Annotated in this window: 22 protein-coding genes; 13 read left to right on the plus strand and 9 right to left on the minus strand. The window is 58.6% G+C overall.

Annotated elements, in window-relative coordinates; all coding sequences use genetic code 11:
• Positions 1-132 precede the first annotated feature (132 nt).
• Positions 133-1,728 (minus strand): NAD(P)H-hydrate dehydratase, encoded by a 1,596-nt coding sequence (locus tag GOV80_RS01825; RefSeq protein WP_170782636.1) that lies wholly within the window; start codon positions 1,726-1,728, stop codon positions 133-135.
• A 170-nt stretch (positions 1,729-1,898) separates the two neighbouring features.
• Here GOV80_RS01825 and GOV80_RS01830 point away from each other — a divergent pair, with 170 nt between their 5' ends.
• The 5 genes from GOV80_RS01830 (at position 1,899) to GOV80_RS01850 (ending at position 6,384) form a co-directional block, all read left to right on the plus strand.
• Positions 1,899-2,237 (plus strand): P-II family nitrogen regulator, encoded by a 339-nt coding sequence (locus GOV80_RS01830; protein ID WP_170782637.1) that lies wholly within the window; start codon positions 1,899-1,901, stop codon positions 2,235-2,237.
• A 32-nt stretch (positions 2,238-2,269) separates the two neighbouring features.
• On the plus strand, positions 2,270-3,676 hold the full coding sequence (glnA, locus tag GOV80_RS01835) for a type I glutamate--ammonia ligase (RefSeq protein ID WP_170782638.1): 1,407 nt from the start codon (positions 2,270-2,272) through the stop codon (positions 3,674-3,676).
• Between the two features lie 100 nt (positions 3,677-3,776).
• Complete coding sequence (locus GOV80_RS01840; RefSeq protein ID WP_170782639.1) at positions 3,777-4,406, plus strand: MSMEG_1061 family FMN-dependent PPOX-type flavoprotein; 630 nt, start codon at positions 3,777-3,779, stop codon at positions 4,404-4,406.
• 70 nt (positions 4,407-4,476) lie between these two features.
• On the plus strand, positions 4,477-5,265 hold the full coding sequence (locus GOV80_RS01845; RefSeq protein WP_170782640.1) for a lytic murein transglycosylase: 789 nt from the start codon (positions 4,477-4,479) through the stop codon (positions 5,263-5,265).
• Between the two features lie 198 nt (positions 5,266-5,463).
• Positions 5,464-6,384 carry a hypothetical protein gene (locus tag GOV80_RS01850; RefSeq protein ID WP_336510105.1) on the plus strand — a complete coding sequence of 307 codons (921 nt, stop codon included), beginning with the start codon at positions 5,464-5,466 and terminating at the stop codon, positions 6,382-6,384.
• Positions 6,385-6,420: 36 nt separating this feature from the next.
• Here the strand turns inward: GOV80_RS01850 and GOV80_RS01855 are convergent, their stop codons facing one another.
• Positions 6,421-7,161, minus strand: a complete 741-nt coding sequence (locus GOV80_RS01855; RefSeq protein WP_170782641.1) for a heme-dependent oxidative N-demethylase family protein — start codon at positions 7,159-7,161, stop codon at positions 6,421-6,423.
• A gap of 123 nt (positions 7,162-7,284) precedes the next feature.
• On the opposite strand from GOV80_RS01855, the gene dddP reads away from it, so the two are divergent.
• Positions 7,285-8,628 carry a dimethylsulfonioproprionate lyase DddP gene (gene dddP, locus GOV80_RS01860; protein WP_170782642.1) on the plus strand — a complete coding sequence of 448 codons (1,344 nt, stop codon included), beginning with the start codon at positions 7,285-7,287 and terminating at the stop codon, positions 8,626-8,628.
• On the opposite strand, the gene GOV80_RS01865 is transcribed toward dddP, so the two are convergent.
• Positions 8,625-8,807 (minus strand): hypothetical protein, encoded by a 183-nt coding sequence (locus GOV80_RS01865; protein WP_170782643.1) that lies wholly within the window; start codon positions 8,805-8,807, stop codon positions 8,625-8,627. The two genes, dddP and GOV80_RS01865, sit on opposite strands and share 4 nt — an antisense overlap.
• A 241-nt stretch (positions 8,808-9,048) precedes the next feature.
• On the opposite strand from GOV80_RS01865, the gene GOV80_RS01870 reads away from it, so the two are divergent.
• A complete protein-coding gene (locus GOV80_RS01870; protein WP_170770456.1) occupies positions 9,049-10,263 on the plus strand; it encodes a bifunctional alpha/beta hydrolase/OsmC family protein in 1,215 nt (404 codons plus the stop codon).
• Positions 10,264-10,269: 6 nt separating this feature from the next.
• On the opposite strand, the gene GOV80_RS01875 is transcribed toward GOV80_RS01870, so the two are convergent.
• From GOV80_RS01875 to GOV80_RS01895, 5 genes are all read right to left on the minus strand, one after another.
• Positions 10,270-10,593: a hypothetical protein gene (locus GOV80_RS01875; RefSeq protein ID WP_170782644.1), complete on the minus strand. Its 324-nt coding sequence runs from the start codon at positions 10,591-10,593 to the stop codon at positions 10,270-10,272.
• Between the two features lie 11 nt (positions 10,594-10,604).
• Entirely contained in the window at positions 10,605-11,153 is a 549-nt protein-coding gene (locus GOV80_RS01880) for a hypothetical protein (RefSeq protein ID WP_170782645.1), read from the minus strand.
• A gap of 135 nt (positions 11,154-11,288) precedes the next feature.
• Positions 11,289-11,876, minus strand: a complete 588-nt coding sequence (locus GOV80_RS01885; protein ID WP_170770450.1) for a biotin transporter BioY — start codon at positions 11,874-11,876, stop codon at positions 11,289-11,291.
• Between the two features lie 77 nt (positions 11,877-11,953).
• Positions 11,954-12,376 (minus strand): DUF6314 family protein, encoded by a 423-nt coding sequence (locus tag GOV80_RS01890; RefSeq protein ID WP_170782646.1) that lies wholly within the window; start codon positions 12,374-12,376, stop codon positions 11,954-11,956.
• On the minus strand, positions 12,373-12,705 hold the full coding sequence (locus GOV80_RS01895) for a hypothetical protein (protein ID WP_170782647.1): 333 nt from the start codon (positions 12,703-12,705) through the stop codon (positions 12,373-12,375). Before GOV80_RS01895 ends, GOV80_RS01890 begins: the two co-directional genes overlap by 4 nt.
• Positions 12,706-12,794: 89 nt before the next feature.
• Here GOV80_RS01895 and purB point away from each other — a divergent pair, with 89 nt between their 5' ends.
• The 5 genes from purB to GOV80_RS01920 all read left to right on the plus strand — a co-directional run bounded on the left by purB (position 12,795) and on the right by GOV80_RS01920 (position 17,206).
• On the plus strand, positions 12,795-14,102 hold the full coding sequence (purB, locus tag GOV80_RS01900; RefSeq protein ID WP_170770444.1) for an adenylosuccinate lyase: 1,308 nt from the start codon (positions 12,795-12,797) through the stop codon (positions 14,100-14,102).
• Between the two features lie 115 nt (positions 14,103-14,217).
• A complete protein-coding gene (locus tag GOV80_RS01905) occupies positions 14,218-14,370 on the plus strand; it encodes an adenylosuccinate lyase (RefSeq protein WP_170770442.1) in 153 nt (50 codons plus the stop codon).
• A 103-nt stretch (positions 14,371-14,473) separates the two neighbouring features.
• Positions 14,474-15,016, plus strand: a complete 543-nt coding sequence (locus tag GOV80_RS01910) for a tetratricopeptide repeat protein (protein ID WP_170770440.1) — start codon at positions 14,474-14,476, stop codon at positions 15,014-15,016.
• 95 nt (positions 15,017-15,111) lie between these two features.
• Positions 15,112-16,176: a flagellar motor switch protein FliG gene (locus tag GOV80_RS01915; protein ID WP_170782986.1), complete on the plus strand. Its 1,065-nt coding sequence runs from the start codon at positions 15,112-15,114 to the stop codon at positions 16,174-16,176.
• Positions 16,177-16,282: 106 nt separating this feature from the next.
• A complete protein-coding gene (locus GOV80_RS01920) occupies positions 16,283-17,206 on the plus strand; it encodes a lysophospholipid acyltransferase family protein (RefSeq protein ID WP_170782648.1) in 924 nt (307 codons plus the stop codon).
• Positions 17,207-17,218: 12 nt separating this feature from the next.
• Here GOV80_RS01920 and GOV80_RS01925 read toward each other — a convergent pair whose 3' ends face one another.
• Positions 17,219-17,920, minus strand: a complete 702-nt coding sequence (locus GOV80_RS01925; RefSeq protein ID WP_170782649.1) for a DUF1223 domain-containing protein — start codon at positions 17,918-17,920, stop codon at positions 17,219-17,221.
• Positions 17,921-18,147: 227 nt separating this feature from the next.
• Between GOV80_RS01925 and acnA the strand changes: the two genes are divergently transcribed.
• Positions 18,148-20,838, plus strand: coding sequence for an aconitate hydratase AcnA (gene acnA, locus GOV80_RS01930; RefSeq protein ID WP_170782650.1), 2,691 nt, complete (start codon positions 18,148-18,150; stop codon positions 20,836-20,838).
• Positions 20,839-20,854: the final 16 nt, after the last annotated feature.

A 20,854-nucleotide genomic window follows, 5' to 3' on the forward strand; every position in this document is an offset into this window, starting at 1 on the left:
CGCAAAACCTGACTTTGCTTCCAGGTTGGTTCGTCCCAAGGCACAGACACAATTGTCGATTGGTCAGCTTCACCCTTCAGACGGCCATTACCAGTGCAGCAACCAGCGTTTGACGACACTTCGAATATACAATCATATATCTATGTTTTTCAATACATATGGCAGTTGCTCAGGCAAATCCTCGGCAATCAAGCCCGGCCCAAAGCTGCGCGCACATTCCACATGCAACCACGCCCCAGTTTCCGCAGCCTGCATGGGCGCGAACCCTCGGGCCAGCAAACCGGTGATGAACCCGGCCAGCACATCTCCAGACCCCGCCGTTGCCAACCAAGGGGCAGAACGGTCATAAAAAGCCGCATTGATCGAGCATCTACCATCCGGCGCCGCAATCACCGTATCCGGCCCCTTGAAAAGCACCACACACCCGGCACGCTTGGCCGCCTCTCGCGTGGCATCCACCTTCGAATAAGCCGGTCCCTTTGTCGGCGTCGCCGCCAGCTTTTCGGTGATATCCGGGAAGAGCCGCGCAAACTCGCCCCCATGCGGGGTCAGAACGCAATTCTCGTGCAACTGCCCTAACAGGGCCGCCGGATCATCTGCAAACGCCGTCAGAGCATCCGCATCCAGCACGGTGGCACGCTTAGCCTGCAACACAACCGGCACCAGTTCGCGCGCCCGCTCCAACCCCATTCCCGGCCCAAGACAGAGCGCATTCAACCGCTCGTCGCCCAGCGCATCCGCAAACCCCTCGGCCCCATCAATCCGCCTCACCATGAGGGCTGTCACCTGCGCCGCCACCTCCATCTGAGCCGAGCCCGGCACTCCAAGCGTCACCAACCCAGCCCCAATCCGCAAAGCCCCCCGCGCCGCCAACCGCGCGGCGCCAGTTTTCGCCGCGCCGCCCGTGAGGATAAATGCGTGGCCGTGGGTGTATTTGTGGTCTGCGCGCCCCTTGAACACGCGCTTTGGAGCACCTTCGATCATTTTCAAAACCGGGCGCTCGGCCTGACTATTCCAATGCTCCGCCAACCCGATGGACTTGACGATCAAGCGGCCCGATTGGATGGCCCCGCGATCAAGAAAATGTCCACGCTTTGCAAGGTGAAATGCGACCGTCAAGGAGGCCACCGCAAACGGACCGAGTGACTTACCGCTATCAGAACAAAGCCCAGACGGGGTATCAACCGCGATAACTTTAACGCCCCCTAGCGCAATCCACGCATCCAAGGACTGCAAGACCTGCCCTAGTTCTCCTTCAATGGGACGCGCCAAGCCCGTACCGAAGACCGAATCCACGACGATGTCGGGCTTTGCCGCATTTTGAAGTGCGCCCTGTTTGCTCAAATGCTGAACAGCCCCCAACTCCACCCACCGCCCATAGTTCTCCCGTGCATCCGGCGGCAGTTTCTCGGCATCTCCATACAGAAACACGTCAACTGCCCAGCCCAGCCCATGCAAAAGCCGCGCTACAACAAACCCGTCACCACCGTTGTTCCCTGGCCCGCACAGCACCACAGCGCGCAGCGGATCCTCTTCATCTGGCCGCAAATATCCCGGGGAGCGCGAGGGGCTGGCCCCTCGCCTGTTCAACTCCGGCCATTCCTCAAAAATAGCCTCGACAACACCCTGCCCGGCGCGCTCCATCAACTCCAGCCCAGTGAATTCACCAGACTCAATTGCTGCCTGTTCAATGGCCCTCATCTGCGCCGCAGTCAGCAATTCTGTCATCTCAAAAACCCAACTCGATTCAATTCTGATTACTTTTTGAGCAAGTCGAACAAAAAGTAATCTATCACTTCTTTTCCCTGCACCTGCACCAGAGCAAATCCGCAATCCGATTGCCGACCAATCTTAGACGTGGTCAGTGCCATCCTGACAAGAGTTAAAGGGAGCCCGGTATGAAGAAGCTCGAAGCGATCATCAAACCGTTCAAGCTGGACGAAGTAAAAGAGGCGCTGCAGGACGTAGGCGTCCAGGGTCTCAGTGTGATCGAGGTCAAAGGCTTTGGCCGTCAGAAAGGCCACACCGAACTCTATCGTGGCGCGGAATATGTCGTCGACTTTCTGCCCAAAGTAAAAGTCGAGGTCGTTTTGGATGACGATCAGGTCGATGCTGCCATCGACGCCATCGTTTCGGCCGCTAAGACCGACAAGATCGGCGACGGCAAGATCTTTGTCTCGCCCGTTGAACAAGCCATTCGCATCCGCACCGGTGAGACCGGCTCGGAAGCGCTTTAATCGAACGCACTCAAATCAGAGGAATAGAGAGTATGAGCAAGGACGCAGTTCTTCAGCTGATCCGTGATGAAGACGCAGAATACGTCGACATCCGCTTCACCGACCCGCGCGGCAAGCTTCAGCACGTCACCATCATGTCGGACCAGGTTGACGAAGACTTCCTGGAAGAAGGCTTCATGTTCGACGGCTCGTCGATCGCTGGCTGGAAATCGATCGAAGCATCGGACATGAAACTGATGCCCGACACCGAAAGCGCCTATGTTGATCCGTTCTACGCGGAAAAGACCATCTGCCTGCACTGCTCGATCGTTGAGCCCGACACTGGCGAAGCCTATGAGCGTGACCCGCGCGGCACCGCCCAGAAAGCCGAAGCCTACCTGAAAGCTTCGGGTATTGGTGACGTTGCCTACATGGGCCCAGAAGCCGAATTCTTCCTGTTCGACGACGTCCGTTTCTCGAACAGCATCAACAAGGTATCTTACGAAGTTGATGCAACCGACGCATCGTGGAACACCGACACCGAGTACGAGATGGGCAACATGGGCCACCGTCCCGGCGTCAAGGGCGGCTACTTCCCCGTGAACCCCGTTGACGAAGCGCAAGACCTGCGCTCAGAGATGCTGTCGACCATGAAGCGCCTGGGCATGAAAGTGGACAAGCACCACCACGAGGTTGCTTCCTGTCAGCACGAGCTGGGCCTGATCTTTGACAGCCTGACCAAGCAAGCTGACGAGCTGCAGAAGTACAAGTACGTCATCCACAACGTTGCACATGCCTACGGCAAATCGGCCACCTTCATGCCGAAGCCGATCGCAGGCGACAACGGCACCGGTATGCACGTGAACATGTCGATCTGGAAAGACGGCAAGCCTCTGTTCGCTGGCGACAAATACGCTGACCTGTCGGACGAAGCGCTATACTTCATCGGTGGCATCCTGAAGCACGCTAAGACCCTGAACGCCTTCACCAACCCGTCGACCAACAGCTACAAGCGCCTGATCCCGGGCTTTGAAGCACCTGTTCTGCGCGCCTATTCGGCCCGCAACCGTTCGGGTTGTGTCCGTATTCCGTGGACCGAAAGCCCGAAAGCTAAGCGCGTCGAGGCTCGCTTCCCCGACCCAGCCGCGAACCCCTACCTGGCGTTTGCTGCTCTGCTGATGGCTGGTCTGGACGGCATCAAGAACAAAATCGATCCGGGCGAAGCCATGGACAAGAACCTGTACGATCTGCCGGCCGAAGAACTGGCCGACATCCCGACCGTATGTGGTTCGCTGCGCGAAGCGCTGGAAGCTCTGGCCTCCGATCACGACTTCCTGCTGCAGGGCGACGTGTTCACCAAAGACCAGATCGACGGCTACATCGCACTGAAGATGGAAGAAGTCGAAACCTACGAGCACACACCGCACCCGGTCGAGTACGGCATGTACTACAGCTGCTGATCCAAGAATTTTCGACGAAAATTCTTCCAAGGGCGCCCAACCGGGCGCCCTTGTTTCGTTTCGGGTGATCTTCCAGACTGCCTGCCAAGGAGGAGATCCCATGGACACCGAGTTTACGCATTTCGTGACCACCGCCGAAGAATTGGAACAGATAACCGGCGCGCCTCTGCCCCAGATCATCGCCAAGGAATTGCCCGCTCTGGATCAGATGTGCCGCGACTTTGTTGCAGCCTCGCCGTTTTGCATCATTGCCTCTGCCAATCCCGACGGACATTTGGATGTGTCACCGCGCGGAGACCCAAGCGGTTTTGTTCACGTGCTCTCGGACACCCTGATCGCCATCCCCGACCGTCCTGGCAACAAACGCGTGGACACGTTCCACAACATCCTGAAAGACCCACGCGTCAGTTTGATTTTCTTCGTGCCCGGCAAGATGGAGACATTGCGCATGCGCGGAACGGCCCAAATCTGCGCCGACCCAAAGCTGCTGGACACCATGGCCGTGCAAGGTCGCGCGCCCAAGCTGACCCTGCTGATCAAAGTTCAAACCGTCTTCGCGCATTGCCCCAAATGCGTGATCCGCGCAAACCTGTGGAACCCTCAGGATTGGCCAGATTCGTCAAACCTGCCGAACATGAACGCCATGATGGTCAAGCACGCGCGGATCAACAAAACTCCGGATGAATGGTTCGAAACCCTCAAGCAAAGCGGAGAACTGGATCTGTACTGACCCCCTTTGCGGGACAGCTCTCGGCACGTAAGATGGGAATTGTTCTTTTCAGTCCATCAGGTTTTTCACCATGTTTCGCCTTGCCCTGCTTTTCGCCTTGATCCTTCCAACTCTTGCGATTGCTGCCCCCTGCGGTGACACAAGCGCCGATTTTGAGGCTTGGAAAAAGGACTTCGCGAAACAAGCCAAACGCGCGGGTGTAAAGAAGAAAGGCCTCCAGGCACTCGCCCAGACGACCTATGCAACACGCACTATTGCAGCCGATCGCAACCAGAAGAGTTTCAAATATTCGCTGGACAAATTCATGCAGGTTCGCGGCGCCGACACGATTGTCGCGCAGGGACGCAGGCGCAAGGCGCGAAACCCGCAATTCTACGCGGCGCTCGAGCGGCAATATGGCGTTCCAGCGGGTGTTCTGATCGCCATTCACGGCATGGAAACCGGCTTTGGCGGCTTTATGGGCGACAGTCAGGTTGTTTCGGCAATCACCACCCTTGCCTATGATTGCCGCCGGTCGGAATTCTTCATTCCCCATGCGATCGGCGCACTGAAACTGGTGGATCAAGGCAGCATTACGACCGCGACACGGGGGGCGAAACATGGCGAATTGGGGCACACGCAGTTCCTGCCCGGCAACGCACTGAACTATGGGGTCGATGCCACGGGGGACGGCAAAGTGGATTTCTACAACATGACCGACGCGTTGGCCTCGACCGCGAATTTTCTTCGCAAAAAGGGTTGGAAACCGGGGCGCGGCTACCAGCAAGGGCAGCCAAACTTTGCCGTCATTCAGCAATGGAATGCTGCCACCGTGTACCAGCAATCCATCGCCATCATGGCCGCGCGAATCGACGGCTAAGGCTGGCCACAATCTCAGCACGCGCCTCCTTATTTCAGCCACATTCCTGCCACAGACATTTAATGGCCCTTAAATTGCCTAGGTTTCCAGACCGTAATCAATCTTTGCAATTTGTGATTTTTTTCCATTTTCGCCCAAATCTGCCCCATTTCTCTCACTAGACTGGAGTCCAAACAGGATGCGACAAAGGAATGCGCAGTGACTCCGAAGAACAGCTATCATGGTGGTTTGCAGTTTGACGGCGAGACCGATGGCGCGATCGAGCGGTTCAGCGCCATTGTTTCTGCAACGCTTGAAGATTACGGGCATCTGGTCGAACGCAAAAGCATTCGTGACGCGACCGAAGCCAGCATCGTCTGCAATCAATATCTGGTGCGTCTGACGCTGGACACACAGGTGCCCGTGGCTGAAGACCGGTTTGAGCGCATGAACCGCTCGGCTGGTTTGAAGACGCTGCAACGGCCCGTGGTGACGTTGCCGAAAAACCGGCTGACCATTACGATCACGCCGGTCTCACCGCTTCTGGACGACCGCGAGATTTCCGAGCTGATGCTGGTGGTTGTCCTGTATCGCATGGTCGACATCTGCGCCACGCAGCGGGTTGAATGGCTGACGCCCAACACCGTGCTGACCATCGAACAATTCATGAGTGCGTTTGACACTCTACCCCCCGTTAAAAAAAAGAAGCGAAATAGAAAACAGATTTTCGAGGCAGTCTCAGGCCCGTTCGCGGAACTGGACACTATTGAGGAAGACCAACTGGACGAGCCACAAAAAAAGGCGCCGCCCCCGGCAGCCCGGCCGATCCAGTTGTCGGATGAGCAGTTGCTCAGCATCGCTTTTCGGACAGAACCTATCGAGCAGCCTTTGGATCGGGACGACACGCACCCCCTCGACCACGACGAACAGCCCAGTGATATCTTGCGACTGACCAGTTGGGGATTGACCGGTGCCGTGGCCAGTGTGTCTGTTCCGATCGCGGCCTCTATGGCCGCTGTGAACCTGATCCGGGGCGAAGATTTTCGCCTTAACACTCAGGTGCTTGCCTATTCGGTAGCGATCTCCGCTCTCAGCACAAGCGGGGCCTTCGCAGGTGTTGCCAACGTTTTGGGCATGTGATTCACGAACCTAAGACCCTCCTAGGAGGCCCCGCCATCAGGCGGGGTTTTCTATATTTGGCAAGCTGTACGCTTTCAGCACGTAGGTATGGATTGTAAATACCACCGCCTGCGTCTGCGGCAGCCGCAACAGTGTTTGCTTTTCGCTGCGCAGATAAGGCGCGGTTCCGGGGTATTTGATGTGACGTGGCTCCTGCGCGCTTCGGGGTTGGTGCAACTCGGCATCATCGTACCACAGCGCGTTGAACCTCCAGAGCGGTCGACCCGGCCGTATCCCGTCGAACAAGCGCTGAACACGGCGGGCGATGTCATCGTCATAGCTGTCGACCGGCACATGGATGTCGATCAGCGGGCGCATGAACTTCTCGGACAGGCGCCAACTGGCCGGAAAACACAAGACGGCCCCGGTCAGAACATGTTCATCGCCGTGTTTTTGCAAGATACAGATATCCTCCTGCACCAGTTTGCACAGGGTCTCCATCGGCTGGGCGCGGTCGATGATCACCTCTTGCCCATCGGGTCGGGTGACATGGTCGGAGCACCCCGGATAGGCGTGGTGCAGCACAAGATCCAGAAGCTCCTGCGCCGCCGGTTCAGCGCTTGGGTCCAGCGCCAGAACATCCGCCCGGCGGTCGCGCAACAAAGCTTCTCGGTGCTGCATCTGCGCCGCAAAGGCATCATCGCGATGCAGCCATGTCTCCATACTGTCGGGCTGGATACCCGGCAGTGGGCGTTGATCTAGCGGGTTGTAGGGAATTGCGGTCTGAAAAATCGTCATAAGGCTGATCTATCACTGCAACGCAGAGCTGTCGGTCAAAAAGCGACGATCCGACCGTCGCAATTTATCGAGACTGCGCGGCAATGATTCTCCACGCTGAAAAAACAGGCAGAGAGGGCATCCATGAACACACATTACCGCGACGGCCGCAAAATCGACCCCACCAAAGGCGCGACCCTTGGTGATGGCACCCCGAACGCATTGGACCGGATCGAGATCGGTCCCACCCAACTAGCCTTTTCCGAGTGGGAGGCCGCCGGGTTGACCCTGCCCAACCTTGCCAACATGCGCGAGTATCGCTGGAAACGCCTGACGCAAGCGGTCGTGGATCGCGGCTATGGCGGGGTGCTGATGTTCGACCCGCTGAACATCCGCTATGCCACCGACAGCACCAACATGCAGCTTTGGAACACCCACAACCCGTTTCGCGCCGTACTGCTGTGCGCCGATGGGTACATGGTAATCTGGGACTATAAAAACTCGCCCTTCCTTTCGACCTTCAACCCGCTGGTGCGCGAACAGCGTTCAGGCGCCGACCTGTTCTATTTCGACCGTGGAGACAAGGTGGATGTGGCAGCTGATGTGTTCTCGAATGAGGTGCGGTTGCTGATCGAGGAGCATAGCGGCGGCAACAAGCGCTTGGCCGTAGACAAGATCATGCTGCATGGGCTGCGCGCGCTCGAGGCGCAGGGGTTCGAGATCATGGAGGGCGAAGAACTCACTGAAAAGACCCGCGCGATCAAGGGCCCGGACGAGATTCTGGCCATGCGCTGCGCCCATCATGCCTGCGAGACCGCTGTTGGCGCGATGGAGCAGTTTGCCCGCGCCAATGTCGGCGACGGCAAGACATCCGAGGATGACATTTGGGCCGTTCTGCACGCTGAAAACATCCGACGCGGCGGTGAATGGATTGAAACCCGCCTGCTCGCCTCAGGGCAACGCACGAACCCGTGGTTTCAGGAATGTGGGCCGCGGATCACGCAACAAAATGAGATCATCGCGTTTGATACCGACTTGATCGGCTCATACGGAATCTGCATCGACATCTCACGCACATGGTGGATCGGCGATCAGAAACCCCGCCCGGACATGATCTATGCCATGCAGCACGCGCATGAGCATATCATGACCAATATGGAGATGCTGAAACCCGGCGTCATGATCCCCGAGCTGACGGCCAACTCCCACAAACTGGACGACAAGTTTCAGGCGCAGAAATACGGTTGTCTGATGCACGGTGTCGGCCTGTGCGATGAATGGCCGTTGGTGGCCTACCCGGACAAGGCGGTTGCGGGCGCTTACGACTATGCCTTGGAGCCCGGCATGGTCCTGTGTGTCGAGGCCGCCGTGGGCGAAGTGGGCGGTGACTTTTCCATCAAGCTGGAGGATCAGGTTCTGATTACCGAGGACGGGTATGAGAACCTGACAACCTATCCGTTCGACCCCCAGCTGATGGGTCTGGCCTAGTCCGGCCAGGTTGAGCGTTTGACATTGCCGTGCCAGTCTTCGGCGGTTTGCGCCGCGACCGGCGCGGCCTCGGGCCAGTTCTGACCCGCCGCAAAGCTAAGCAGCGCCGTCAGGGCAAGAATGATCAGAAGATCGGGGCGCAGCGCGGTGCTGCGTGGTGCGCAAGAAATATGTGCCATCATGGCCTCCGGGATTGTGTGACGTGAACAACGTCAATGTGGAGGTTCCAAACATATTTTTAAAACGAATATTATTTTGATACTCCATCACATATTTTGATGATAATTGGAACCTACGTTCCGCATCCTGCACTGGATGACCGATCTGTCCTCACCTTCCCGTGACGCGCGTTACATATGGGTTGAGCGACCCGGTAGAAGCCCACAGTATTGGCGCTAACTTGCGACGTAAGGAACTGCCATGCCCACCGAACGCATTACCTTTGCCGGTCACGACGGCAACCAACTTGCTGCGCGCCTTGACCTGCCCGACGGGCCGGTTCTGGCCACGGCGTTGTTTGCCCATTGTTTTACCTGCTCCAAGGACATTCCCGCCGCCCGTCGCATCGCGGCGCGCTTGGCTGGAATGGGTATTGCCGTTCTGCGTTTTGACTTCACCGGTCTGGGTCACTCTGAAGGCGAGTTCGCCAACACCACTTTCACTTCCAATGTCGAAGACCTGATTGCCGCCTCTCATTATCTTGCCGGGCGCGACATGGCGCCGTCATTGCTGATTGGGCACTCGCTGGGCGGAGCTGCTGTACTGCGCGCCCGCGCTGGCATTCCCAGCGTCAAAGCGGTGGTCACGTTGGGCGCACCTGCCGATCCGGGCCATGTCTCGCACCATTTCCAGGCCGCTCTGCCCGAGATCGAGCAGGAAGGCTCGGCTGAAGTGACGCTGGGCGGGCGTCCTTTCCGCATTGGTAAGGCCTTTGTCGACGACATTTCGGAAACCGAGTTGACCCCCGCCATCAAAGAGCTGAAAGCCGCGCTGCTGATCCTGCACGCCCCCTTGGATGAGACCGTGAGCGTCGACAACGCCAGCGCCATCTTTATGGCCGCCAAGCACCCCAAAAGCTTTGTTACTCTGGATGATGCCGACCACCTGATCACGCGGGCCTGTGACGCTGAATACGCAGCCGATGTGATTGCGGCCTGGGTGACACGCTACATAACCCTGTCCCCACCAGCCCCACCGCCCGGCGCCCCCGAAGGCATTGTCCGCGTGACCGAGGCCGACCCCAGCGGTTTCTTGCAGGACATTCAATCCGGCCCCCGTCACCATGCGGTCGCGGACGAGCCTGCCTCGTATGGCGGCACCGACCGAGGCATGTCGCCTTACGGTTTCGTGTCTTCCGGATTGGGGGCCTGCACCTCGATGACAATTCGCATGTATGCGCGCCGCAAACGCTGGCCGTTGACGGGCATTGTTGTCGACGTCTGCCACAACAAGGTCCACGGGCAGGATGCGGGGCTAGTCGGCGACGGAAAGGTTGATCTGTTCCGCCGCAAGATCCGGCTCGAAGGTCCTCTGGACGACGAGCAGCGCGCCAGGTTGCTGGAAATTGCCGACAAGTGCCCTGTTCACAGGACACTTGAGGGTTCGGCGGAAATTACAACCGAATTGCTGACCTGACGCACCTTACCGTCGCGGTGCCGGTCGATGGATCGGCGGCCGTGCTGTCGGGGGCCGAGCCACAGGTGGCCGGGGCCGCGCGGGCGGTTTGGCGATCGGTGGCTTGGGCCGTGCAGGCGGTTTCCCAACCGGCGGCTTCGGGCGAACCGGGCGATCTACGTCGATGTCCACATCTACGTCGTGGTAATAGTCGTTCCAAAGAAGCGAGTCGTAAAACGGATCATATCCGTATCCCACGCCAACAGTGACCCCATCACAGGCCGAAAGGGTAAAACTGGCTGCGCCCAGACTCAGGGCAAGACAGGTGCGTTTGATCAGTTTTCTGGTCATCTTCCCCCTCCTCACCGAGCAGCCCGGAACGAGGCGAACACTGCGTTCAGATCCTCCACATAGGCCGGATCGGCCCCATCGCGCAGAACGGCCACGGCCACGGCGACGCGGTCATTGGGCAGGTCGATCACAGTCGCAGTGAAGTTAACGCCCCGCCCATCACGGGTACCGGTGCCCCGGATCACTTGCGCGGGCAGCCCTCCGATACGAGTCGAAACATTGTCTGAAACCACTGGGGATTTGACCAGAAACTTGTCGACATCCTGAAGATACCGCAATCCTCCGTCGATCGAGGCGACGCCGGCGGGTGCGACAAAACCGATCCAGACGTTGTCATCGGTCACAGGCCGTATCCCCATGACACGGGCCACTGCGCGGGGATCTCCCAGTTGCGTATCCTCAATCTCGCGTGTGCCACCTGTCCGCACGGCCCAGAAATCGGGCACCGAAAAGCTAAACAAGGCGCGTCCATTATCCGTATACGTCACCGGGGTATCGGCCAACACTGGCGCGGCGCCAAGCCATATCGCCGCAATGGCAGAGCTTATTCGCAAAAACATATCATAATAACCTGTTGTTTCTGTTGGCTCAGAGTGGCCCGCGATGACCGGATTTGTCCAGTCTCATTCCATAACAAAAAAACCCGCGCCGGGATTGCTCCGGGCGCGGGTTTCGTTGTTCTCAAAAGCGGGAAATCAGGCGCGGGCGTCGCCTACCAGTTTCCACAGGCCAGGGATCAGCAGCGCCGCCAGCGCCAGTTTGATCGCATCACCCACCAGGAACGGCGTCAGGCCCCAGGCCAGGATCGGCTGATCCCAACCATACAGCTGACCCAGCCAAAGCAGGCCGGGGACGTAGATCAACACATTGGCCAGAACCAGCGCCAGCGCCAGCTTGCCAACCGAGCGGTCCCAACCGCGCGCGGCCAGAGCACCCAGAGCCAGGGTTGCCAGCACATAACCCACCAGATAGCCGCCTGTGCCACCCATCATGTAAGTCAGCCCGAATTTCTCGGCCGACGAACCGGCGAACACATCAAAGCCCAGCGCTCCGATCAGCAGGTAACCCAGCATGGTCACCAAACCCAGACGCGCGCCATAGGCGGTGCCAATGGTCAGAACGGCAAAGGTGCCCATGGTGATCGGAACCGGCCACATCGGCACTTTGATTTTCGCGGCAACGGCCAAAGCAACGATGCCCAGCGCAACCAGGATCACTTGCTTAACACGCAGCGCCGTGCCTTCGCGCGGGCCAAACGCATTGGCCAGTACATTTGCATTCATCTTCACTTCTCCCCAATTCGGATCGGAATTCTGCGACAGCAATGCCCAATCCGGTCGCTCACTTCAAGGTGATTACGCTACCGTAGCACGTATTCCGTGTCCATTTCGTAGGATTTTCGGGGCCCGGAGACTATCCAGCGTACGCTCCATCGCGGCCAGTTCGAGAAATCATAGACTGCGTCGTAACTGTCTGGCGCGCAATCATGGTGATCCGATGTCTGCGGAACCCCCAGATTCAAATGGTGGAAATACCGCCCGTCGTCGAAAAAGACCGCTACACCGTCGCCGTTCGCACGCCACAGGTAGCGCCGGGTGCCTGTCATCTTAGCCTGACCGGGTATGCGCAAAACCACTTCTTCGTCATAGACCAGACCGTCTTCAGCAAGACGCAGATACGCCAACCCATCCGCCTGCACCACCTGCCCCGCCCTTGCGTCGCGGATGGTGCGCGTAAGGCCCCAGCAGCCTTCGAAATCGGACAGGCTGTTCGGAGCGATCATTCCGGCAGATACCCGTCCGTTATCCCGCCCCTGCCGTCGATGAACCGAATGATTACCCCGCTTTGCAAAACGTCATAGCAGGCCCAAAGCCCGGATGGTGGCCAGGTCGAGCAATACTGGTCTCCGCGAACCGCCCACCGTCCACTGCTGGGTCGCCCCGAGAAATACTGCGTAGCCCCGCTTGCATCGAAGGTTTGCCAGACGCCTTCGCCATAGCTGAGTTTCTGCCCGGTCAAGGCCGACACGATTTCATTCCCGGTCAGTGGCCAAAACTCTGTCGCGGCCGAAATATCGGGCCAAAGGGCTAAAATCAGGGCAAACCGTCTCATCTGCGCACTCGCATCTTGTTCCCGTGGCGGGTGGGGTTTAAACCGCGCCGCAACGCCTCCTGCCAAATCACAATAAGGTGCCGCTGCCAATGATTCCACGTTATTCCCGCCCCGAGATGGTTGCCATCTGGTCGCCCGAAAGCAAGTTCCGCATCTGGTACGAGATCGAAGCCCATGCCTGTGACGCCATGGCCGATCTGGGCGTGATCCCGCGCGAAAACGCCGAGGCCGTGTGGAAGGCCAAGGACGTTGAGTTCGATGTGGCGCGGATTGATGAAATCGAAGCCGTCACCAAACACGACGTCATCGCCTTTCTGACCCATCTGGCTGAACATGTCGGCAGTGAAGAGGCACGCTTTGTCCATCAGGGCATGACCAGTTCCGACGTGCTTGACACCTGCCTGAACGTGCAACTGACCCGTGCCGCCGACCTGCTGATCGCTGATCTCGAAGGTCTGCTGGCCGCCCTGAAACGCCGCGCGATCGAACACAAGGACACTGTCCGCATCGGCCGCAGCCACGGCATCCATGCCGAGCCCACCACCATGGGTCTGACCTTCGCGCGTTTCTACGCAGAGATGGACCGCAATCTGTCTCGCATGCGCGACGCGCGGGCCGAGATTGCAACCGGTGCGATCAGCGGCGCAGTCGGCACCTTTGCCAATGTCGATCCTGCGGTTGAAGAGCATGTCTGCGACAAACTGGGTCTGGTGCCCGAGCCGATCAGCACGCAGGTCATCCCGCGCGACCGTCACGCGGCCTTCTTTGCCACGCTGGGCGTGATCGCCAGCAGCATCGAAAATATCGCTATCGAAATCCGCCATATGCAGCGGACCGAGGTTCTGGAAGGGGCCGAGTTCTTCTCGATGGGTCAAAAGGGCTCGTCAGCTATGCCGCACAAGAAAAACCCGGTGCTGACCGAGAACCTGACTGGTCTGGCGCGTATGGTGCGTGCGGCGGTGATCCCTGCGATGGAGAATGTGGCACTTTGGCACGAACGCGATATCTCGCATTCCTCGGTGGAACGCATGATCGGGCCGGACGCCACGATCACGTTGGACTTTGCGCTGGCCCGTCTAACAGGTGTGATCGACAAGATGCTGATCTTCCCTGAAAACATGCTGGAGAACATGAACAAATTCCCCGGTCTGGTCATGAGCCAACGGGTTTTGCTGGCTCTGACCCAAGCGGGTGTCAGCCGCGAAGACGCCTATGCCATGGTTCAGCGCAACGCTTTGAAGGTTTGGGAACACCGCACTGATTTCAAAGAAGAACTTCTGGCCGATGCCGATGTCACCGCCGCCCTCAGCCCCGCGGAGATCGAAGAGAAATTCGACCTTGGCTATCACACCAAGCACGTAGACACGATTTTCGCGCGCGTGTTTGGCGAGGAATAAAGCCTAACGCACTAAACAAGGCCCGGACCGTTTCGGCGGATTCGGGCCTTGTCCTTTTGTCAGGTTGCTCAAATTCGGATATGATGTGGTCGTTGTTCCGAACAGGAGACCCACCATGACCCGTACTCTTCTATGCGCATTGGCTCTGACCTGCTCTGCCTCGATCGCGTTCGCCTGCAGCGGACATTCCAAGCAAACGCAATCCTGCGCGCCGGGCACCCAATGGGACTATGAGACCCAGAGCTGTACCAAAACCGTGAACAGCTAAGAAAATATTTCCTACTCGTGAATAAAAGCGAGCCGCCGATTGTTCGTCTTTTATCGGATCGCGCTATGCTTGATCAGAGCAGCCCAGAGTACGGAGTAGGAAAATGCGCCTAGTACTAGCCTCAGCAATTGCCCTGCAGGCATTTGCTTTCGCCCCTGTTGCCCACGCCGCTGGCGGTGGGGACAGCAGCCCGCCTAAACCGACGAACACGACCAAGAAGTGTCTGTTCGGTCGGGTCTATGACAAGGACGCCGGGCGCTGTGTGAAACCGAACAAAACAAATTTCACTCAGGACGAACTTTATGGCGCGGTGCGTGAGCTTGCCTATGACGGGCAGTTGGAAAACGCGCAGGACATCCTTCGGATCATGGATCAGGATGATGACCGTGTTCTGACCTATTGGGGCTTTACCTTCCGAAAGCTGGGCGATCTGGAACAGGCCAATCTGTTCTATCAGGACGCTATCAGGGTCAATCCCGACAATATTCTGGCGCGCTCATACATGGCACAAGGCTATGTCGCCGAAGGTCGCACCGACCTGGCCATCGAGCAATGGCGCGAAATCAAGGCGCGCGGTGGTGAAGGCACCTGGGCCGAGGCGTCTCTGCGCGAGGCAATCCGCACCGGGCTGACCTTCAACTACTAAGCTTCAGGTTTTTTTTACCCGAGTCTCCCTATTCTGTCCGTGGATCAGAATGATGGCACCGCAGGCAGATGCAGGACTCACACACATTGGTACAAATGGCGCCGGGGGCTTCGGCCCCCATTGCCGACAAAGAACAAGAAACGCCGCGCGTGGTTCCACGCGCGCTGAGCAATCGACAAAAGGCGGCAGTGGTCGTACGGCTTTTGTTAAATGACGGCGCGGATATCCCGCTTGAGGATCTTCCCGATGACTTGCAGGAAAAGCTGACCCACCAACTGGGGCAGATGGGTCTGGTGGACCGGGTGACGCTGGACGCTGTGGCCGCTGAATTTGCCGAAGCGCTGGACAGTGTCGGACTTTCCTTTCCGCACGGACTTGCCGGTGCGCTGGATGCTGTGAACGGCAAAATCGCTCCGGCCACCGCCGCGCGGCTGCGCAAAGTCGCAGGGGTGCGTCAAGTCGGTGATCCCTGGCAGCGCCTGCGCGAAATCCCGACCGAGGATCTGGCCGACATGGCGCAGGCCGAAAGTATCGAGGTCGCGGCAGTGATGCTTTCGAAGCTGGAAACCGCGAAGGCCGCGCAGCTATTGGGCCACCTGCCCGGTCCGGTGGCGCGACGGATCACCTATGCGGTGTCAAAAACCGCCAATGTCACACCCGAGGCAGTGGACCGGATCGGATGGTCGCTGGCCGCCCAACTGGATCAACGCCCGACCATGGCATTCACAGATGGTCCGGGTGCGCGCGTGGGGGCAATCCTCAACCAATCCACCGCCTCGACCCGCGACGGGTTGCTTAGCGCTCTGGATGAGGAGGATTCGAACTTCGCCAGTGTCGTACGCCGGTCCATCTTTACATTCGCCCATGTCCCAACGCGTATCCTGCCGCGCGACGTACCCGCTATCCTTCGGGGCGTGGATCAACCGGTTCTGGTCACAGCGCTCGCCGGTGCCGAGACCGAGGATGACAAGGCAACGGTTGAATTTCTTCTGACCAACATGTCCTCGCGCATGGCTGACAATCTGCGCGAGGAAATGACCGAACGCGGCAAGGTCAAACAAGCTGAGGCGGAAGAAGCCATGACCCAGATTGTTGGCGCAATCCGCGATCTGGTGGATGGCGACGCGATAACCCTTGTCGAAGAAGAGGCTGAGGAATAACGGGACGCCCCCGCGCCCTTGTAACCCATTCAGAACGCTTGTGGTCACTCGGTCGGGGTTGTATGTCTGGCCCGGCAACGCCCGCAATAGCCGCCGAGAGCCACAGATGCCCGCAGAAAAGTCAGAACTCAGCCGGATTGAGCTTGGCAAATATTACGTGACCGGCCTGTTCCTCAGAGGGTTGATTGGCGCGATGCGCCTGCTGCCCTACGAGCGCCGCATTGCGACAATGGGCGCATTGGTCCGCATGCTTGCACCAGTGGTGGGGTTTTCGAAACGCGTGCGCGACAACCTGAAGCTGACCTGCCCCGACCTGCCCGAGGATGAAGTCAATCGCATCTGCCAGGCCGTCCCCGACAATGCTGGCCGCGCGATTATGGAACATTTCTCGCCCGAAGGGTTTACGGATCGACAGCGCCACGCAAAGGTCTCGGGTCCTGGTATCGCCGCGTTTGACGCCGCCGTGGCCGAGGGCAAGCCGGTGATGATGATCACCGCCCATTTCGGCCACTACCTGGCGGCGCGCATCGCGCTACAGGAACGCAGCGGCGAACCGATCGGTTGTCTCTATCGCCGGATGGCAAACCCCTATTTCAACGACATGTATGTCGACGCCTTTTACAAAACCGGCGCGCCGATGTTTGAACAGGGCCGCCGCGGCATGGTTGAGATGGTGCGCGCCCTGAAAAAGGGTGGGATCATCGCCATCGTATCGGACCTGCACGCCCATGGAGGCGAAGAACTGACCTATTTCGGCAAACCCGCCGTGACCTCGGTTTTGAATGCCGAGCTTGCGATGAAGTACAAGGCGGTGCTGATCCCGTGCTATGCCGTGCGCCAGCCCAACGGTATCGACTTTGAGATCGTCCTGCACGACCCCGTCCCTCATACCGACCCCAAAACCATGACCCAGTTCACCAATGACGATCTTGAGGCGATGGTGCGCAAGAATATGGGCCAGTGGTTCTGGATTCACCGCCGCTGGAAAGCCTGGAATGGGTTGGGTGTTCAGCCGGAAGACATGGTTTAACGGGCGGTTGACCTATTTGACCCGCGCCGCGGCCACGATCGGACCATGACCCGCCTCTTGAACCAGCACAACCGCAGGAAGGTCCGAAGTCAGCGCAACCGAATATTGCTGCGCCTGGTTGCCATCCCAGGATCCAGCCCAGTGCCAGGATTCCACCACATTGGCATAGTCCAGCTCATGCCCCGCCAGTTCCCCTCGGCGGATCGAGGCATGGCGCATCGGTGAATACTCCACCACCCGAATCTCATAGGTCGCCCCTTCGGGCAGTTCGATCGGCGTGACATCCACCGTGACATCATTCGCCGCCCGTGTTGCTGTGACCGATGCCTCTGGCGCAGCTTTCAGATGGGCGTCGATGATGCGACTTAGTTCATCAGCCTTGGCGCCCACAACATCCTGCTGCCCGTTGATCACCATCTGCGGCGTATAGATCATCGACCGCCCGCCCCCACGCGCATAGGCGCGCTGCCGGGTGGTGTGATCGGGATTGGCATATTCATCTTCCCACCCGATATAGTCCCAATAGTCCACGTGCAGCGCCAAGCCGATAACGTCGTCGCGCTTGGCAAGCTCATGCATCAGCTTGTCCGCAGGGGGACAGGAAGAACACCCCTGAGACGTGAACAACTCCACAACCACCGGGTCACTTTCCGCCATCGAAGACGAGGCAAGAAACAGGGAAACAAGCGCGGTCGCAGTAACGGTTCTGATCATGGGGCTCTCGGGATTTGTGGGATGCGAGACAGGTGTACATCTATCGCCGCTCAACCTCCAATCAAGGTTTCTTGAGAGCCGCGACAGCCAGATTTCAAAAAAATGTGTGCAATGGTATACAAAAATTGCCGCAGGTGGGCTGTTGGACCTTGAACCGGCGGCTTGGGTGATGCAGATACCCCTCAGCGAATCCCATATTCCACGTCATTTGAGAGGGAGGCCACTAGATGCCCATCAAAGTCGGACAGGATACCGCCAAGACACGCCGCAGCCTGAGCGTGAATGGCAAGTCCATTTCCTATTATTCCATCCCCGCCGCACAAGAGGCCGGTCTGGGTGATTTCTCAAACCTTCCCGCCGCGCTGAAAGTGGTGCTGGAGAACATGCTGCGGTTCGAGGATAACGGTTTCTCGGTCTCGGTCGACGACATCAAGGCCTTTGCCGAATGGGGCGCCAACGGCGGTAAGAACCCGCGCGAGATCGCTTATCGCCCTGCCCGCGTTTTGATGCAGGACTTCACCGGTGTTCCGGCGGTTGTCGATCTGGCCGCAATGCGTGACGGCATCAAAGGACTGGGCGGCGACGCACAGAAGATCAACCCACTGAACCCAGTTGATCTGGTCATCGACCACTCGGTCATGATTGACGAGTTTGGCAACCCGCGCGCGTTCCAGATGAATGTGGACCGCGAGTATGAGCGTAACATGGAACGCTACCAGTTCCTGAAATGGGGCCAGAACGCCTTTAACAACTTCCGCGTTGTGCCCCCCGGAACCGGCATCTGTCACCAGGTGAACCTGGAATATCTGGCCCAGACCGTCTGGACTGACACCGATCAGGACGGCAACGAAGTCGCCTACCCTGACACGCTGGTCGGCACCGACAGCCACACCACCATGGTCAACGGCATGGCCGTTCTGGGCTGGGGTGTTGGCGGGATCGAAGCCGAGGCCGCGATGCTGGGTCAGCCGATCTCGATGCTGATCCCCGAGGTTGTGGGTTTTGAGCTGACCGGCGATCTGGTCGAAGGCACCACCGGCACCGACCTGGTTCTGAAGGTCGTCGAGATGCTGCGTGAAAAAGGTGTTGTCGGCAAATTCGTCGAGTTCTACGGCGAAGGTCTGGACCGCCTGCCGCTGGCCGACCGTGCCACCATCGCCAACATGGCCCCCGAATACGGCGCAACCTGTGGCTTCTTCCCGATCGACGGCGAGACCCTGCGGTATCTGCGCAATACCGGTCGTGACGAGGACCGGATTGCTCTGGTCGAAGCCTACGCGAAAGAGAACGGCTTCTGGCGGGATGCGGACTATGCGCCGATCTACACCGACACCCTGTCGCTGGACATGGGCACCATTGTTCCTGCGATCTCGGGTCCAAAACGCCCGCAGGACTATGTTGCCCTGACCGACGCCAAGGCCGCTTTCACCAAGGAAATGGAAGAGACTTTCAAGCGTCCCATGGGCAAAGAAGTCGCCGTCAACGGCGAGGACTACACCATGGAATCGGGCAAGGTCGTGATCGCCTCGATCACCTCCTGCACCAACACCTCGAACCCCTATGTGATGATCGGCGCGGGCCTTGTGGCGCGCAAAGCCGCAGCGCTGGGTCTAAACCGCAAACCGTGGGTCAAAACCTCGCTGGCTCCTGGGTCGCAGGTTGTGTCAGCCTATCTTGAGGCCGCTGGCCTGCAAGAAGATCTGGACAAGGTGGGCTTTAACCTCGTGGGTTATGGCTGCACCACCTGTATCGGTAACTCGGGTCCCATCCAAAAAGAACTGTCCGAGGCGATTGCCGAAGGCGACCTGGTCGCCACGTCGGTGCTGTCGGGCAACCGGAACTTCGAAGGACGCATCTCGCCTGACGTGCGCGCCAACTATCTGGCCTCGCCGCCGTTGGTGGTGGTCTACGCGCTGGCGGGCACCATGGATATCGACCTGACGTCCGAGCCGATTGGTCAGGATCAGGACGGTAACGACGTCTTCATGAAAGACATCTGGCCATCGGCCCAGGAAGTCGCTGAACTGGTTGAACAGACCGTTACGCGTGAGGCGTTCCAATCGAAATATGCCGACGTCTTCAAGGGCGATGAAAAGTGGCAGGGCGTAGATGTTCCGCAGCAGGAAACCTATGATTGGCCCGCGACATCGACTTACATCCAGAACCCGCCCTATTTCCAAGGCATGGGGGCCGAGCCGGGTACGATTTCGAACATCGAAGGTGCCAAGGTATTGCTGATCCTGGGTGATATGATCACCACAGACCACATCTCACCGGCCGGTTCGTTTGCGACGACCACGCCTGCAGGCAAGTATCTGACCGACCGCCAGGTTCAGCCGCGCGAGTTCAACTCGTACGGGTCCCGCCGTGGCAACCACGAGATCATGATGCGCGGCACCTTCGCCAACATCCGCGTCAAGAACGAGATGCTGGACGGTGTCGAGGGCGGTTACACAAAAGGCCCCGATGGCGAACAGACCTCGGTCTATGAGGCATCGATGGCCTATCAGGAACAGGGCACCCCGCTGGTTGTCTTTGGTGGCGAACAGTACGGTGCGGGTTCTTCTCGTGACTGGGCGGCCAAGGGTACGGCTCTGCTGGGCGTCAAGGCCGTGATCGCCGAAAGCTTTGAGCGTATTCACCGCTCGAACCTGGTTGGCATGGGCGTCATTCCGTTTGAGTTCACCGGCGGTGACACACGCAAGTCGCTGGGTCTGAAAGGGGACGAAACGGTCTCGATCCACGGTCTGGACACGATCCAGCCGTTGCAAGAGGTGCCCTGCACCATCGTCTACGGCGATGGGTCCGAGAAGACCATCACCCTGAAGTGCCGCATCGATACCGCGCCCGAAATCGAGTATATCGAAAACGGTGGCGTACTGCACTACGTACTACGGAACCTTGCAAAGGCTGGATGACCGGAATTTGTGCATA

The sequence above is a fragment of the Ruegeria lacuscaerulensis genome, from assembly GCF_013034685.1.
Classification (GTDB): domain Bacteria; phylum Pseudomonadota; class Alphaproteobacteria; order Rhodobacterales; family Rhodobacteraceae; genus Ruegeria; species Ruegeria lacuscaerulensis_B.